At 61.5% G+C, this 16,628-nt stretch carries 13 protein-coding genes; 9 read left to right on the top strand and 4 right to left on the bottom strand.

Features of this window, described 5'->3' with window-relative positions:
* On the top strand, positions 1–1,202 hold a 1,202-nt coding region (locus PMI26_RS31520; RefSeq protein WP_007971972.1), incomplete at its 5' end, for an RHS repeat-associated core domain-containing protein.
* Positions 1,203–1,334: 132 nt separating this feature from the next.
* Here the strand turns inward: PMI26_RS31520 and PMI26_RS22525 are convergent.
* Positions 1,335–2,387, bottom strand: coding sequence for an AraC family transcriptional regulator (locus PMI26_RS22525; protein WP_007971971.1), 1,053 nt, complete (start codon positions 2,385–2,387; stop codon positions 1,335–1,337).
* Between the two features lie 354 nt (positions 2,388–2,741).
* On the opposite strand from PMI26_RS22525, the gene PMI26_RS22530 reads away from it, so the two are divergent.
* The 8 genes from PMI26_RS22530 (at position 2,742) to PMI26_RS22565 (ending at position 14,748) form a co-directional block, all read left to right on the top strand.
* Positions 2,742–3,308 carry an RBBP9/YdeN family alpha/beta hydrolase gene (locus PMI26_RS22530; protein ID WP_033047552.1) on the top strand — a complete coding sequence of 189 codons (567 nt, stop codon included), beginning with the start codon at positions 2,742–2,744 and terminating at the stop codon, positions 3,306–3,308.
* A gap of 123 nt (positions 3,309–3,431) precedes the next feature.
* A complete protein-coding gene (locus PMI26_RS22535; RefSeq protein ID WP_007971967.1) occupies positions 3,432–5,435 on the top strand; it encodes a DUF1302 domain-containing protein in 2,004 nt (667 codons plus the stop codon).
* A gap of 41 nt (positions 5,436–5,476) precedes the next feature.
* A complete protein-coding gene (locus PMI26_RS22540; RefSeq protein ID WP_007971965.1) occupies positions 5,477–6,835 on the top strand; it encodes a DUF1329 domain-containing protein in 1,359 nt (452 codons plus the stop codon).
* Positions 6,836–7,038: 203 nt separating this feature from the next.
* Positions 7,039–8,130, top strand: a complete 1,092-nt coding sequence (locus tag PMI26_RS22545) for a WD40/YVTN/BNR-like repeat-containing protein (protein ID WP_007971964.1) — start codon at positions 7,039–7,041, stop codon at positions 8,128–8,130.
* A 16-nt stretch (positions 8,131–8,146) separates the two neighbouring features.
* Positions 8,147–10,666 carry an efflux RND transporter permease subunit gene (locus PMI26_RS22550; RefSeq protein ID WP_007971962.1) on the top strand — a complete coding sequence of 840 codons (2,520 nt, stop codon included), beginning with the start codon at positions 8,147–8,149 and terminating at the stop codon, positions 10,664–10,666.
* 6 nt (positions 10,667–10,672) lie between these two features.
* A complete protein-coding gene (locus PMI26_RS22555; protein ID WP_007971961.1) occupies positions 10,673–12,451 on the top strand; it encodes an acyl-CoA dehydrogenase C-terminal domain-containing protein in 1,779 nt (592 codons plus the stop codon).
* 23 nt (positions 12,452–12,474) lie between these two features.
* Positions 12,475–14,118 (top strand): fatty acid--CoA ligase, encoded by a 1,644-nt coding sequence (locus PMI26_RS22560; RefSeq protein WP_007971958.1) that lies wholly within the window; start codon positions 12,475–12,477, stop codon positions 14,116–14,118.
* A 282-nt stretch (positions 14,119–14,400) separates the two neighbouring features.
* A complete protein-coding gene (locus PMI26_RS22565) occupies positions 14,401–14,748 on the top strand; it encodes a potassium channel family protein (protein ID WP_007971956.1) in 348 nt (115 codons plus the stop codon).
* Positions 14,749–14,775: 27 nt separating this feature from the next.
* On the opposite strand, the gene PMI26_RS22570 is transcribed toward PMI26_RS22565, so the two are convergent.
* From PMI26_RS22570 to PMI26_RS22580, 3 genes are all read right to left on the bottom strand, one after another.
* Entirely contained in the window at positions 14,776–15,816 is a 1,041-nt protein-coding gene (locus PMI26_RS22570) for a DMT family transporter (protein ID WP_007971954.1), read from the bottom strand.
* A gap of 279 nt (positions 15,817–16,095) precedes the next feature.
* Positions 16,096–16,317: a formate dehydrogenase subunit delta gene (locus tag PMI26_RS22575; protein WP_007971952.1), complete on the bottom strand. Its 222-nt coding sequence runs from the start codon at positions 16,315–16,317 to the stop codon at positions 16,096–16,098.
* On the bottom strand, positions 16,314–16,628 hold a 315-nt coding region (locus tag PMI26_RS22580), incomplete at its 5' end, for a molybdopterin dinucleotide binding domain-containing protein (protein ID WP_007971951.1). The genes PMI26_RS22575 and PMI26_RS22580, both read right to left, overlap by 4 nt.

Here is a 16,628-nt window from a genome sequence, read left to right as displayed (position 1 = left end):
GCGAAGTGCGCTACCTGCCGGGACTGGAGATCCACCTTCGCAACGGTACCCCGACGCACCAGGTGCTTGACCTGGAGGCCGGACGCAATCGGGTGACATGGCTGCAAGGGTCGCAGGCGCCGACGTTCGCGTTGCGTTATCACCTGACCGACCATCTGGGCTCCGGCACGCTGGAACTCGACGATCACGCCAACGTGCAGAGTCGGGAAGCGTATTACCCGTTCGGCGGCACGGCCTGGGAGGACCACAGCGGCCAGAGCGGCGCCTGGAAAACCCTTCGTTATTCGGGCAAGGAGCGGGATGCGACCGGGTTGTATTACTACGGTTATCGCTATTTTGCGCCGTGGTTGAGTCGCTGGATCAATCCGGACCCGGCAGGGGCGGTGGATGGGTTGAATCTGTACTGTTTTGTTAGGAATTCGCCGGTGAGTTTTGCTGACAGTGACGGGCGGATGAGGGTACTTAAAACAAAGTATGTAGAAGAAGGCGGTGAGTTACTTGATGCAGCAGGGGCGGCGGCGGCGCGTGTTCAGGGCGTGTTGTACGAACGCTCTTTAGATCGTCAACGTGGGTTTGCTCTGCCTGAACCGACGGCCAGTCCACCTGTAACGACGACCAATCCACCTATACCGACAGACATAATTGAAACCAACGTTGTTGGTCCCCGAACCCCAGTTAACTCTACCGAAGTTGGCGACCCGATAGGGGATCAAGAAGAGCCTGCCAGCTTGGAGGATTTGTATAATATTGACGAGACCCAATTGTTCCAACCGACAACGGGCACTCCGGCGCCTCCCGTCCCCGGCCCGTCAGGTCCTGTTTCTAGAGTGCCAAATGCCTTGACAGGGGATCAAGCAGCTCCTTCCGGCCGGGAGGATAGAGAGTCGGCTCACGTTCCCGGTCCGTCGGGTGTTTCATCCGGAGTGTCAAATCCTCATGTCTGTCCCACTTGCAGGAAGTCTTTTAAAACAAAGTGGAACCTTAACATACATCTAAAAGTGCATACCGATGAGCGGCTCTATGCATGCACGAAATGTGGCAGAAAGTTTAAGCAGTTGGGTACGTTGAACAACCATAGCGTCATTCACAGTGACGCGCGGCCTTTTCGCTGCACGGTGCTGGACTGTAACGAAAAATTTAAACGGTCAGATATCCTTAAACGGCATCATCGTGAAATACATCAAAACTTGAGTCGTTCCTAAAGCACACATCAAACGATGGCGGCTGTTGGTTGGCCAATGATTGATTCTCTATAGGAGGGCGGAGGACCGACTTAAGTGCGAACGACTTAGATGCGAAGTAAAAAATTTTAGGATATCGGTAATCCAACCGAATCAGGTTTCTTTCGGAACAACCTGCCCCACAGCATCCACCTGCATTTTCGCAGCCCCCTGCTTTTGCGCCCGCCACGTCGCCGGCGGCATCCCGAACTGACTGATAAACCACCGCGTAAACGAACTCGCCATCGAATACCCAAGCATGTCGGCAATGCGGCTCAGCGAGTAGTTCGGGTTGTCCAGATAACGCAGCACCAGATCACGGCGCACATCGTTGATCACGTCGTTGAAGGCGCAGCCGTCGTCCTTGAGGCGGCGTTGCAGGGTGCGTACGTTCATGCCCTGGCTCTGGGCGACCTGTTCGATGGTGGCGCGTCCCATGGGCAGCAGCAGGTAGATGGCCTTGCGTACTTCGAACAGCATCGAGGTGCCTTCGTGGCCCTGCAGCGAGTCGAGGTAGCTCTGGGCGTAGCGGGCCATGGCCGGGTCGGCGTTGGGGTTGGTCATGTCGAGGCTGATGTCGGGGCAGACGATGCCGTTGAACTCGCTGCCGAACTCCAGTTTGCAGCCAAACAGCCGGCGGTGCAGGTGCAGGTTGTCCGGTGCCTGGTGCATGAAGTTGACGCTGTAGGGATGCCAGTGTGAGCCCAGCAGGGCCGAGCACAGCCGGAACATCACGCCGATGGCCAGTTCCGTGGCCTGGCGGCTGGGCATGGGTGTTTCGGTGACCACCTCTTCGCGAATGATCACCATCTTGCCGGCCTCTTCGATGAAGATGGCCAGCGAGTCGTTCATCAGGTGTCGGTAATCCACCACGACCTGCAAGGCATCACGCAGGGTGCGCTGGTGGCTGAGCAACAGGCTGACCACGCCGAAGTCCGAGAGCTGGCGTGACTCGGCCATGCTCAGGCCGAAGGTCTGGCAACCGCTGGCGGTGGCGGAGTCTTCCAGCAGGCGCACGGCGGCATCGATCTGGATGCGGTGTTCAGGGGCTTGCAGTTGGGCCCTGCTCAGGCCGACAGCGGCCAGCACGTCGCGCGGGTTGAAACCCAGGTACTGGGTGACCTCAAGGTAGTTGGTCAAGACGGCGGCGCGAACAAGCTTGGTCATGCGAGGGCTTCCCTGTGCCGGTGGTGATTGGCGTGAGCGTGGCGACTATATCCAGCGTATCAACAGTTGAACAGTTGTCATGTCGTCGATGGTTTTCATGCTGTGCGCTCATCCATCTTCTACGCTGCATGGAGTCATCAGCGCTCATCCGTTGATTACAGTGACCCTGCGCCAACCTGCGGGGTTTTTAGACCGGCGGTCACGCGTCCGAGTGTCCGACAATTTGTCATCAAAAGAAAAGTGCCTGACGTCCAATGTAAAGCGCTTCGGGTGGGCGCTCTTTAATGTCGACCCTACAAAAAGCCCCTGGCGAAAACAGCCAGTCGAGTTATCGAGAAAGCGAAGGTGTTGACCGTGGACAAACTGCAAACTGCCGCCACCGTTCTGATCGTTCCAGGTCTGCGCGAGCACGTGGCCGAACATTGGCAAACGTTGCTGCAAGCCAAGCTGAGCAACGTGCGTAGCGTCCCGCCGCTGGAGACCGACAAGCTCGATTGCATGGCTCGCGTGCGGGCCATCCAGCACGAACTCGAGCAGATCGACGGGCCGGTGATTCTGGTGGCCCACAGTGCCGGCGTACTGATGGTCGCGCACTGGGCTGCGCATTACAGCCGTCCGATCAAGGGCGCTTTGCTGGCCGCGCCACCGGACCTCGATGCGGTCTGGCCGGCAAACTATCCATCTTCCGAAATCTTGCGTAACCAGGGCTGGAATCCTCTGCCACAAGGCCCGCTGCCATTTCGCAGCATCGTGGCCGGCAGCACCAACGATCACCTTGCCACGCTGCCTGCGGTCACCCGCATGGCAGAAGGCTGGGGCGCCGAATTGCTCAATCTGGGCGATGTCGGTCACCTCAATCCGGCCGCAGGATTTGGCCACTGGCCGCAAGCCGAAGCACTCATCCTGGAGCTGGACCGCTAGTACAAGGAGCTGGACTGGCAGTACGCCACCGGCATTTGCCCTCATTCCTTAAACGCAAACACGAAGAGGTTTGCGTGAGGGCGGCTGCGCTAAAAACAAATACAAAAAGGCGGAGACAACGCAATGCACAACAACAAGAGTCACGGCTTCACCGCTCCACGCTACACCTTGCTCGCCTCGGCCATTCTCGCGGCAACCGTACCGGTGGCCCATGCGGCCGAAATCGAGACGGGGAATCCGGACTGGAACGTACGGGTGGATAACACCATCAAGTACAACTATGGCGTGCGCACCGAAAGCGCCGACAAACGCATGCTGGGAACGCCGAACAACAACGACGGCGACTACAACTTCCGCAAGGCCGGCACCAACATCACCAACCGTGTCGACCTGTTGACCGAAATGGACGTGGTCTACAAGAACGCCATGGGTTTTCGCGTCAGCGCCGCCAGCTGGTACGACAAGGCCTATGACAACACCGGCTCCAATTCCAACCCGTTCGTCAACGGCAACGATGCGCGTTCGGGCCTGATTGCCAACGACCCGCGCCTGGCCGGGGTCACCCATGACAACGTCGGCAACGGCAGCCCGCACCTGAGCAACTATGCCCAGCGCTACTACAGCGGTCCTTCGGGCGAAATCCTCGATGCCTTCGTGTTCTACAGCACCGAAGTGGGCGAGGAGTCGATGTTCAGCGCCAAGGCCGGCCAGCACAACGTGTTCTGGGGCGAGACCATTCTCAACCCGGTGCACTCGGTCAGCTATGGCCAGTCCGGCCTCGACCTGGCCAAGCTTGCCGCGTCGCCGGGTACCGAAGCCAAGGAACTGTTCGTTCCGCGTAACCAGCTGTCGATGACGTTCACCGTCAATCCCGAGCTGACCGTGGGTGCCCAGTATTTCCTCAATTGGGATGCCGCGCGCCTGCCGGAAGCGGGCACCTATTACGGTGGTTCCGACCTGGTCGGCTTCGGCGCGCAATCGTTCCTGTTGGGCAACACCAACGCCGTGGTACCGGGCAGCCCGCTGGGTTGTGGCCTGGCGCCGTGCAACGCCTTGACCAATGTGCGTCGCGGCAAGGACCTGACACCGCATGACAGCGGCGACTGGGGCGTCATGGCCAAGTGGTCGCCGGCGTGGCTGGATGGCACCCTCGGCGTTTACTACCGCGAAACCTCGGAAATCCTGCCGCAAGCCTACCTGGACGCCAGGGGCATCACCTCGGCCAATCCGAACGGCACCCGTCCGGCGGGGCAAGTGCCTGCGGTGATCAACACCCTCAACTCGCTGGACACCGCCACCTACCAACTGGCCTATGCCGACAACATCAAGATCCTTGGCCTGAGCCTGTCCAAGGATGTCGGCGGGATCAGCGTCGGTTCGGACCTGAACGTTCGCCACAACATGCCGCTGGCCAGTATCCCGGCGATCGTCAGTACCCGCAGCCCGCTGGGCCTGGGTCAAGGTCTGGGCCTGCTGCCTGCACGTACGGACGCCACCGGTGTGGTCTACGACACCCCGAGCCGTGGCGACAGCATGAGCGCCACCGGCGACACCTTGCACTGGACGCTCAACGGTCTGATGACCCTGCCGAAAACCCCGGTGTTCGATCAGGCCACCGTGCTGGCCGAGCTGTACTACAGCAACCTGCTCAAGCTCGATAGCAAGAACGAAGCGCTCTACAAGGGCAAGGACAGCTATCGCGGCATCGACGCGCCGACCCGTGACAACTGGGGCCTGGCAGTCAACTTCACACCGACCTGGTACCAGGTGTTCCCGGGTGTCGACCTCAACGCACCGATGTCCGTCAACGTCGGTCTCGATGGCGTGTCGCCGGTCTCCGGTGGCGGTGCCAAGGACACCGGCAACTATGCCGTGGGCGTCGGCGCCATTGTGTACAACAAATACTTTGTCGACCTGAAGTACGTGGACTCCTTCGGCCAGACCGACAAGTGCAACGTCAGCGGCGTGAGCACCGGCCCGAACGGCGGCGACGGCTCCACCCCGAACGCCTTCAGCGGCAACGAAAACTACGCCTGCTACGCCGGCGGCTACTCGTCCTTCTCCGGCGGTGGTGCCACGACCGAGGACCGTGGCGCCGTGTACCTGACGATGAAAACAACATTCTGATTCACCACTGATTTGCTCAATGCAAGCAGGAGAATAACAAGATGAAATTTGTACAAACCGTGTTGGCCGCTTCGCTGGCCATGGTCCTTGCCGCCCAGGCACAGGCCGCTGTTTCAGCCCAGGAAGCTGCCAAACTGGGCACCAGCCTGACGCTGGTGGGCGCCGAAAAAGCCGGGAACGCCGATGGCTCCATTCCCGCCTACAACGGTGGCCTGACCACCGCGCCGGCCAGCTTCAAAGCCGGCGACAGCATGCGCCCGGATCCGTTTGCCAGTGAAAAGCCGCTGGTGGTGATCGACGGCAAGAACGTCGATCAATACAAGGGCCTGCTCACGGCAACCACGGTAGAACTGGCCAAGCGTTTCCCGACGTTCCGTGTCGACGTGTTCCCGACGCACCGCACCGTTTCGCTGCCTCAAGCGATTCTGGACAACGGCGTGAAGAACGCCAGCGGCGCCAAGTCCCTCGAAGGTGGCCTGGCCATCGACAACGTGCTGCCGGGCATTCCGTTCCCGATTCCGCAGTCGGGCAACGAAGCGATGTGGAACTTCCTGTTGCGCTACCAGGGCGTCAGCATCAGCTCCAAGTACGACTCCTGGAACGTCGACTCCGCCGGTGTGCCGAGCCTGGCAACCACCGGGCAGGCGAACATCTCCTACCCGATCTATGAAAACCTCTCGCAGCCGATCAGCAGCGCCGACGTGTACTACCAGATGAAGCTGGCGTACACCGGCCCTGCGCGCCGTGCCGGCGAGGCGATCATGCTCAAGGACGCCGCCAACCCGTTGCAACAGCCGCGTCGTGCCTGGCAGTACTTGCCGGGTCAGCGCCGGGTGAAACTGGCGCCGAGCCTGGCGTACGACACGCCTAACCCGGGTACCGCCGGTGCAGGCACCTACGATGACGTGTTCGTGTTCAACGGTGCGCTGGACCGCTACGACTGGAAGCTGGTGGGCAAGCAGGAAATGATCGTGCCCTACAACACCTACAAGCTGACCTACGTCCAGGATCCGAAGTCGCTGACCACCGCCAACCACCTCGCGCCGGACTTCGTGCGCTGGGAAAAACACCGCGTGTGGGTCGTCGAAGGCAACCTCAAGGCCGGTGCCCGTCACATCTACGCCAAGCGCCGCTTCTACCTCGACGAAGACAGCTGGACCGCTCTGGCCTCGGATCAATATGACGCCCGTGGTCAGCTCTATCGCGGCTCCTTCGCCTTCCTCAGCCAGAGCTATGACAAGCAGGTTCCGGACTCGACGCCCTTCATGATCTACGACCTGGTCGGTGGTTCGTACAACATCAACGGTGTGGTCGGTCCTTACGGCGGCATCAAGTACATCGAGCCGCTCTCCAAGGCCCAGTGGTCATCGGAATCCCTGGCAGGCGCCGGTATTCGCTAAGCCACGATCCACTGTGGGAGCGAGCTTGCTCCGGGCGGCGTTCCGACGATGGACCAGAGGGCGACGCGGGCATCCAGACAGCACGCGTCATCGTTAACGTCCATCGCGAGCAGGCTCGCTCCCACATGACCTGCACGGCGTGAGGTTTTACCGTCAGGCACACGCAAGTGTGCCTCGACGCGGTTTTCCGAAGAGGACGCAGCATGTGTTCGTATAAAAATAATATTGTGCGTTTGGCGTTCGGTGTTGTGCTCGGCCTGTCGCAGGGCATCACCCAGGCGGCCGATTACGTCGATGTACTGGACCTGCCCGCCAGGGTCAGTGCCTTGGCGATCAACAGCCCGTTGTCCGGCATGACCCGCGCCGGCGGGCGTGTGATTACCGTCGGCCAGCGTGGCCATATTCTGTTTTCCGATGATGCCGGTCAGCATTGGCAGCAGGCCGCCGTGCCGGTCAGCGCCGATCTCACCGCGGTGAATTTTTCAACGCCAGCCCAGGGCTGGGCGGTCGGTAACGACGGTGTAGTGCTGCACAGCAGCGACGCCGGCGCGACCTGGAAGAAGCAACTCGACGGTCGTCAGATCGGCGCCTTGCTGGTCAAGCATTACACGGCGCTGGCCAGCGCCGAACCGGGCAACGAGCAATGGCCCCAGTTGGCCATGGAAGGCCAACGACTAGTCGATCAGGGCGCGGACAAACCGCTGCTCGACGTCTGGTTCGCCAACGAAAGAACCGGCTATGTGGTCGGCGTGTTCAACCTGATCCTGCGCACCGACGACGGCGGCCAGACCTGGACGCCCTTCCAGGACCGCACCGACAACCCGCAGGGCTTTCACCTCAACGCCATCGCCTCCACTGGCGATGCGTTGTACATCGCCGGCGAGCAAGGCCTGCTGCTCAAGTGGGACGACAGCGCCCAACGCTTCAATGCCGTGCCGACGCCGTATCAGGGCAGCTTCTTCGGCGTGCTCGGCAAGCCCGGTGAAGTGCTGGTCTACGGCCTGCGCGGCAACGTGCTGCGCAGTACCGATGGCGGCCAGAGCTGGACTGCGCTGGACAGCGGCCTGCACGTCAGCATCACCGCGGGCCTGATCGATGCCCGTGGCAATTATCGTTTGTTCACCCAGGGCGGGCAGATGCTGGTCAGCCAGGGGACGGGCGCGCAGATGCATCTGGTGCGGCAACCGGCACCGACGCCGGTCGCCGGTGCTGCCCAGTCCACCGACGGCGCACTGGTGCTGGCGGGAAGCCGTGGTGCCCGGACGCTGTCCGCCGATCCAGCCCTCGAACCCTAAGAGCGAGAACCCAGACATGGGCAACATCAAACAAGACGCCATGCCGGTGATCCGCGATGTGCGTGATTTCGACCACCGCTCCGGCAACCGCCTGGAACGCCTGGTGTTCAACTTCCGTCCGCTGTTCATGCTGCTGATGGCCCTGGCCACCGTGGTGCTCGGCTACATGGCGGCGACGCGCCTGGAGTTGCGCCCCAGCTTCGAAAAAATGATTCCGCAGAGCCAGCCGTACATCCAGAACTTCCTGGAAAACCGCGCTTCCCTGCGCGGGTTGGGCAATTCGGTGCGGGTGGTGGTGGAGAACACCCAGGGCGATATTTTCGATCCCGAATACCTCGACGTACTCAAGCAGGTCAATGACCAACTGTTCCTCACCGAGGGCGTCGACCGCGCCTGGATGAAGTCGCTGTGGAGTCCGGCCGTGCGCTGGACCGAAGTCACCGAGGACGGTTTCCAGGGTGGCCCGGTGATGCCCGACACCTATTCAGGGCAGCCTGAACAGATCGAACAGTTGCGCCAGAACATTTCCCGCGCCGGCATTGTCGGCAGTCTGGTGGCCAGCGACTTCAAGTCGACCATGCTGATCGTGCCGCTGCTGGACAAAGCCGCCGCCGGTGGCCAGCGCATCAACTACCACGCGTTCTCGCAGATGCTCGAAGAGCAGTTGCGCGACAAGATCGAATACGCCGGCGACAGCGCTGCGCGTAAGTCCGGGGTGGAAGGTACCGGCCATTACAAGGTGCGGGTGATCGGCTTCGCCAAACTCATGGGCGACCTGATCGACGGCCTGATCCAGGTGATGATGTTCTTCGGCCTGGCCGTCGTCACTTCACTGGCCATCATCTACGCCTACACCCGTTGCGTGCGCAGCACCTTGCTGGTGGTCGGCTGCTCGCTGGTCGCGGTGGTCTGGCAACTGGGCATCGTCGCCTGGCTCGGTTACGCCATCGATCCGTACTCGGTGCTGGTGCCGTTTTTGATCTTCGCCATCGGCGTGTCCCACGCCGCGCAGAAGATGAACGGCATCATGCAGGACATTGCCCGTGGCACCCACAAGCTGATCGCCGCGCGCTACACCTTCCGCCGTCTGTTCATTGCCGGCGTCACCGCATTGCTCGCCGATGCCGTGGGTTTTGCGGTGCTGATGCTGATCGACATCCCGGTGATCCAGGACCTGGCGATCACCGCCAGCATCGGCGTCGCGGTGCTGATCTTCACCTCGCTGTTGCTGATGCCGGTGGCGCTGTCCTATATCGGTGTCGGCGCCAAGGCCGCCGAGCGCGCGCTGAAAATCGACACCCGTGCCGAAAAGCACAAAGGCTTCGGCCGGTTGTGGGACGCGCTCGATCGCTTCACCACCGCCAAGTGGGCCACAGGCGCCGTGCTGGTCGCGGTGTTGATGGGCATTGGCGGTTATGTGGTCAGCCTCAACCTGAAGATCGGTGACCTGGAAAGCGGTGCGCCGGAGTTGCGCGCCGACTCGCGCTACAACCGCGACAACGCCTACATCACCCAGCACTACGCGCTGTCCAGCGACCTGTTCGCGGTGATGATCAAGACCGCGCCGGAAGGCTGCCTGAACTACAAGACCCTGGTGCTCGCCGACCGCCTGGCCTGGGAACTGCAACAGTATCCGGGCGTGCAGGCCACCGCGTCCTTGGTCAACGCGGTACGGCAGATCACCGCCGGCACCTACGAAGGCAACCCCAAGCTCAACAGCATCCAGCGCAACCAGGACGTGCTCAACTACGCCGCGCAGCAAGCCTCGGTCAACTCCCCGGAGCTGTTCAACACCGAGTGCTCGCTGATGCCGGTGATCGCTTTCCTCAAGGATCACAAGGCCGAAACCCTCGATGCGGTGGTGGCGATTGCCGACAAGTTCGCCAAAGAAAACAGCAGCGACGATCGCCAGTTCCTGCTCGCCGCCGGCAGCGCCGGTATCGAAGCGGCGACCAACATCGTGGTGCGTGAAGCCAATCACACCATGCTGCTGTACGTCTACGCGGCGGTGACGCTGTTCTGCCTGATCACCTTCCGCAGCTGGCGGGCCACGCTGGTGGCGCTGTTGCCGCTGGTACTGACCTCGATCCTCTGCGAAGCCTTGATGGTGGCCATGGGCATTGGCGTGAAAGTCGCGACCCTGCCGGTGATCGCCCTCGGCGTCGGTATCGGCGTGGACTACGCCCTGTACCTGCTCAGCGTGCAACTGCACTTCCAGCGCCAGGGCTTGCCGCTGTCCCAGGCCTACCGCAACGCCGTGTCCTTTACCGGCCGGGTGGTCGGGCTGGTGGGCATCACCCTCGCTGCCGGCGTGGTGTGCTGGGTCTGGTCGCCGATCAAGTTCCAGGCCGACATGGGCATCCTGCTGACCTTCATGTTCCTGTGGAACATGCTCGGTGCGCTGATCCTGATTCCGGCCCTGTCGTATTTCCTGCTGCGCGAACGGGCCCCGCAGCCGGGCTCCGCTACCGCCGCCGAGAACACTGAATCCACTGAACGTCCGGGCATGCCCCATGCCCTGACCACTTCCGAGTAAGCCAAGATGTCTGAATACAAAGCTCCCCTGCGCGACATGCGCTTCGTACTCAACGAGGTTTTCCAGGTGTCCCGGCTCTGGGCCAGTTTGCCCGGCCTGGCCGACGTGATCGATGAAGAAACCGCCGCTGCCATCCTCGAAGAGGCCGGCAAGATCACTGGCGAAGTCATCGCACCCTTGAACCGCGTCACCGACGAACAGGGTTGTACCTGGAGCAATGGTTCGGTCACCGCGCCAGAGGGTTTTGCCGGGGCCTATCAAGCCTTCGCCGAGGGCGGCTGGGTCGGTGTCGGCGGTGATCCGCAGTACGGCGGCATGGGCATGCCCAAGGCGATTTCGGCGCAGGTCGAAGAGATGGTCAACTCGGCCAGCCTGTCGTTCGGCCTGTACCCGATGCTGACCGCCGGTGCCTGCCTTTCGATCAAGGCCCATGCCAGCGAAGAGCTCAAACAACGCTATCTGCCGAACATGTACGCCGGCACCTGGACCGGTTCGATGTGCCTGACCGAAGCCCACGCCGGCACCGACCTGGGCCTGATTCGCACCAAGGCCGAACCCCAGGCCGATGGCAGTTACAAGGTCAGCGGCAGCAAGATTTTCATCACCGGCGGCGACCACGACCTGACCGAGAACATCATCCATCTGGTACTGGCGCGCCTGCCGGACGCACCGGCGGGGCCGAAGGGCATTTCGCTGTTCCTGGTGCCCAAGGTGCTGGTCAATGCCGACGGTTCACTGGGTGAAAACAATGCGCTGTCGTGTGGCTCCATCGAACACAAGATGGGCATCAAGGCCTCTGCTACTTGCGTGATGAACTTCGATGGCGCCACCGGCTGGATCGTCGACGCGCCGAACAAAGGCCTGGCGGCGATGTTCACCATGATGAACTACGAGCGTCTGGGTGTGGGCATCCAGGGCCTGGCCCAGGGCGAGCGTTCCTATCAGAACGCCGTCGCCTACGCCCGCGACCGTCTGCAAAGCCGTGCACCGACCGGTGCGCAGAACAAGGACAAGGCCGCCGACCCGATCATCGTGCACCCTGACGTGCGCCGCATGCTGTTGACCATGAAAGCCTTGAACGAAGGCGGCCGTGCGTTCTCCAGCTACGTCGCGTTGCAACTGGACACGGCCAGGTACAGCGAAGACGAAGTCACGCGCAATCGCGCGCAGGAATTGGTGGCGCTGCTGACCCCGGTGGCCAAGGCGTTCCTCACCGACATGGGCCTGGAAACCACCTTGCACGGTCAGATGGTCTTCGGCGGCCACGGCTACATCCGCGAGTGGGGCCAGGAGCAACTGGTGCGCGACGTGCGCATCACGCAGATCTACGAAGGCACCAACGGCATCCAGTCCCTGGACCTGGCCGGGCGCAAGATCGTCGGCAGCGGCGGGGCGCTCTACCGCTTGTTCGCCTCGGAAATCCGCAACTTTACCGCTAACGCCGCTGCGGACCTCGACGAGTTCACCAAGCCGCTGAATGCTGCCGTGGATACCCTCGACGAACTGACCGCGTGGCTGCTGGACCGGGCCCAGGGCAACCCGAATGAAATCGGCGCGGCCTCGGTCGAGTACCTGCACGTGTTTGGCTACACCGCCTACGCCTACATGTGGGCGCGGATGGCCAAGGCCGTCATCAGCGGGGATGCCGAAGACGACTTCTACACCAGCAAACTGGCCACCGCGCGTTTCTACTTCGCCCGGTTGCTGCCGCGTATCCACTCGTTGAGCGCATCGGTCAAGGCCGGTAGTGACTGCCTCTACGAGCTGAAAGCCGATCAGTTCTGATCGAAGGACAAGGAACTCCAACCATGCTGAAAACAAAAATAATCCCGCCCGCCGACGGCGCTTATGCCTATCCCTTGCTGATCAAGCAATTGCTGCTGTCCGGCGTGCGTTACGAGCCGGGCCGGGAAATCGTCTACGCCGACAAACTGCGCTACAGCTACCAGACGCTCAACCAGCGCATCCGCCGCCTGGCCAATGCGCTGACGGCGGCCGGGGTCAAGGCCGGTGACACCGTGGCCTTGCTCGACTGGGACAGCCACCGCTACCTGGAATGCTTCTTCGCCGTGCCGATGATCGGCGCGGTGCTGCACACGGTGAACATTCGTCTGTCGCCGGAGCAGGTGCTGTTCACCATGAACCACGCCGAGGATGACCTGGTGCTGGTGCATGACGACTTCCTGCCCCTGGTCGAACAGATCCACGGACGGCTGGAAACGGTAAAAGGCTACCTGCAGCTCACCGATGACGAGGCGACCGCAACGTCGCTTCCGGTGCTCGGTGAGTACGAGCAGTTGCTGTCCCTGGCCCCGGACCAGTACGACTTCCCGGATTTCGACGAGAACTCGGTGGCCACGCTGTTCTACACCACCGGCACCACCGGCGACCCGAAAGGCGTGTACTTCAGCCACCGGCAACTGGTGCTGCACACCCTGAATGCCGTCGGCACCCTGGGCGTCTATCAGGGCCAGCCGCTGCTGCGTTCCGACGATGTGTACATGCCGATCACGCCGATGTTCCACGTGCATGCGTGGGGCGTGCCGTATGTCGCGACCTTGATGGGCATCAAGCAGGTCTACCCCGGCCGCTACGAACCCAACAGCCTGGTGAAGCTGTACCGCGAAGAGAAGGTGACCTTCTCCCACTGCGTGCCGACCATCCTGCAGATGATCCTCAACTGCGAGGAAGGCAAGGCGACCCGTTTCGACGGCTGGAAAATGCTCCTCGGCGGCAGTGCGCTGACCCTCGGCATCGCCAGTGAAGCCAGCGCCAAAGGCATGGCGGTGCACGCCGGCTACGGCATGTCGGAAACCTGCCCGTTGTTGTGCCTGACCTACCTGCGCGACGAGGACCTTCGGCTATCCACCGAAGCGCAACTGCCGATCCGCATCAAGACCGGCACACCGGTGCCGCTGGTCGACCTGAAGATCATCGACGCCGAAGGCAACGACGTGGCCCATGACGGCGAGTCCCTGGGCGAGATCGTGGTGCGCGCGCCGTGGCTGACCCAGGGTTATCTGAAAGCCCCGGACAAAGGCGCGGAGCTGTGGCACAACGGCTGGCTGCACACCGGCGACATGGCCTCGATCGACCAACAGGGCGGCGTGGAAATCAAGGACCGCATCAAGGACGTGATCAAGACCGGCGGCGAGTGGATCAGCTCCCTGGAACTGGAAAGCCTGATCAGCGAACACCCGGGCGTGATGTCCGTCGCGGTGGTGGGCATCGTCGATGAGCAGTGGGGCGAACGGCCCATGGCCATGGTGGTGTGCGAGCCGGGGCAGTACCTGGACCGCAAGATCCTCGAGACGCACCTGCAAGCCTTCGTCGACGGCGGCCGCATCAACAAATGGGCGATCCCCAAGCAGTTCAAGTTCGTCGCCGAAATCCCCAAGACCAGTGTTGGCAAGATCAACAAGAAGCTGATCCGGGAAACGGAAGCGAACTGAGGGATAAAGCCAGAAACCTTGTAGGAGCGAGCCTGCTCGCGATGGACTAGAGAGCGCTGCGTTTAACCAGGAAACCCGCGTAATCGTTAACGACCATCGCGAGCAGGCTCGCTCCTACAGGAATCCAGCAGCGGGCGGTTTTCGGATAGCCCGGTTGGCGTCATCTTTGTCATAGTCCTGGCCAGAGATAACGCCCCGTTGGTCGCAGTTTTCAGCGCTTGTGCCAAGCTGAACGGGGTATTGAACCGCTGTGCACCAGTCAAACCCCAGGAAGCCCACGACATGAACCTTGCCCGTGCATCAAACGTCCGCCACGAGTTCTACAAGGCCGTCTGGTTCTACTTCAAAGTGGTGTGGCCGATCTTCTCGATACTGCTGTTGGTGATCATTGCGTTCGGCCTCATCATCGCCCACCTGGAAGGGTGGAGCCCGTATGACGGCGTCTACTTCGCCTTTGTGACCGGCCTGACCATCGGCTACGGAGAACTGGTGCCCAAGCTGGCCGTGTCACGGGTACTGGCGATCCTGCTGGGTTTCAATGGGGTACTGATGACGGCGACATTCGCGGCGATCAGTGTCCGGGCGATTGAAGTGACGGTGACGGCGTCACGGCAGAAGGACGTCGAGTAAGGACGTGATGGCCACAGCCTCCGGGGCTCAATGCGAGTGTCGGTGATGGATGTCGGGAAAGTGCGGATGACTGTGGACGATCGGTGAGTGTTGGTGCACATGGCTATGGGGTTGCTCACCATTCCACTCAAAGTCGTGTTCATGCTGATGATGCTCATCATGGACGTGTTTGTGGTCATGGATTTGCGGTTCGTGCCGATGCTCGTGTGAGTGACTCTCGGTCAGATGAATCCAGACCCCAAGCCCCATCAGGCCGGCAGCGATCCAAAACACCCACGTTACGGCTTCACCGAAAAACAGGATCGCTATCGCGGCTCCCAGGAACGGCGCCGTAGAAAAGTAAGCCCCGGTGCGCGCCGTACCAAGCCCCCGCAACGCCAGGACGAACAGCACCAGACTCACGCCATACCCCAGAAAGCCCACCAGCAGGGTTGGCCCAAGCAGCGACCAAGCTGGCAGGTGCATGCCCAGCGCGATTCCCAGTGCGCAATTGACGACCCCAGCTACCAACCCTTTGGTGCCGGCAATAAACAACGCATCCGACGCAGACACCTTACGGGTGAGGTTGTTATCAATGGCCCAGCAAAAACAGGCCAGCGCCACCGCGACAGGCCCCAACCAGCCATGAACCTCTGCCGAAGTACGAGGCCACGCCAACAATACGCCCCCGGCGACAATGGCGATCATCCCCGCAACAATGCGCCGGTCTGCGTTCTCTCTGAACACCACCCAGGCCATCAGTGCGGTCAACACGGCTTCCAGGTTCAGTAACAGTGATGCAGTGGTGCCAGAGGTGAGGGTCAGTCCAAACATCAATGCAACCGGCCCCAGAACCCCACCGAACACAATGGCCCCGATGAACCATGGCCATTCAGGGGCTGTCAGGCCTGTCGGCTGCCAGCCACGATCACGGATCAGGCGGGTTAGCGTCAGCCCGACGCCACTGCCCAGGTAAAGCAGGCCGGCGAGGAGGAGGGGGGACACATTCAAGCCTAGCCACTTGGCCAAGGGCGTGCTGGCGCCGAACAGGGCCGCAGCGCCCAGGGCGTAGAGAATGCTTTTGGTCATGGTGGTTCCGGGGCTCAGGGAAGATAGTCGTGAACAGGATACGCTCAGTGCAGGAAATGAGCGCCTATGGCCTGTCCGCGATGATTTCCCGACACCTGCCGTGAATCATTGAAAGCCCCCGATCACTTCAAGGCTAACCTGAATCTCGACCCCAACACATAACCCTGTGGGAGCGGGCTTGCTCGCGAAGGGGCCAGTACATTCAACATCAATGTTGTCTGGACTGACGCCTTCGCGAGCAAGCCCGCTCCCACAGGTATTCATCCGGGCTCCTTCCGACTAAGCCTCCCAACCCGCTCCACTCACCGCCGCCTGCACCAGCGGGTGCAGGTCGGCCCCTTTATGCTCCGTCTGCCAGGCCAGCAATTCCTTGCGCATGCTCGGTGCCCAGTACATCTGCAGATGATTGCGCACGCTGAGCACTGCCTGTTGCTGATCCGGCTGGCTGGCAAAGTACTGGGCGATCTGGTTGGCCATCTTGATCAGATTGTCAGTACTCATCGGCGCACCTCGGCTTTATCACCACGGGCGTGGCGGCGATCCTTGAGCAAACGGTCCTGTTCTTCGCTGAATGCCTGGAAGCGCTTTTGCCACTCCGAAGGGTGATACACGCGGCTGACTTCCACGGCCGTGACCTTGTACTCCGGACAGTTGGTGGCCCAGTCGGAGTTGTCGGTGGTGATCACGTTGGCCCCCGATTCCGGGAAGTGGAACGTGGTGTACACCACGCCCGGGGCGACCCGTTCGGTGATCCGCGCACGCAGCACGGTCTGCCCGGCGCGGCTGGCGATGACGACCCAGTCACCTTCGTT

It is taken from the genome of Pseudomonas sp. GM33, from assembly GCF_000282295.1.
Lineage (GTDB): Bacteria > Pseudomonadota > Gammaproteobacteria > Pseudomonadales > Pseudomonadaceae > Aquipseudomonas > Aquipseudomonas laurylsulfatiphila.
The sequence above is the reverse complement of the archived record's forward strand: the minus strand, read 5'-3'. Positions and strand labels throughout refer to the sequence as shown.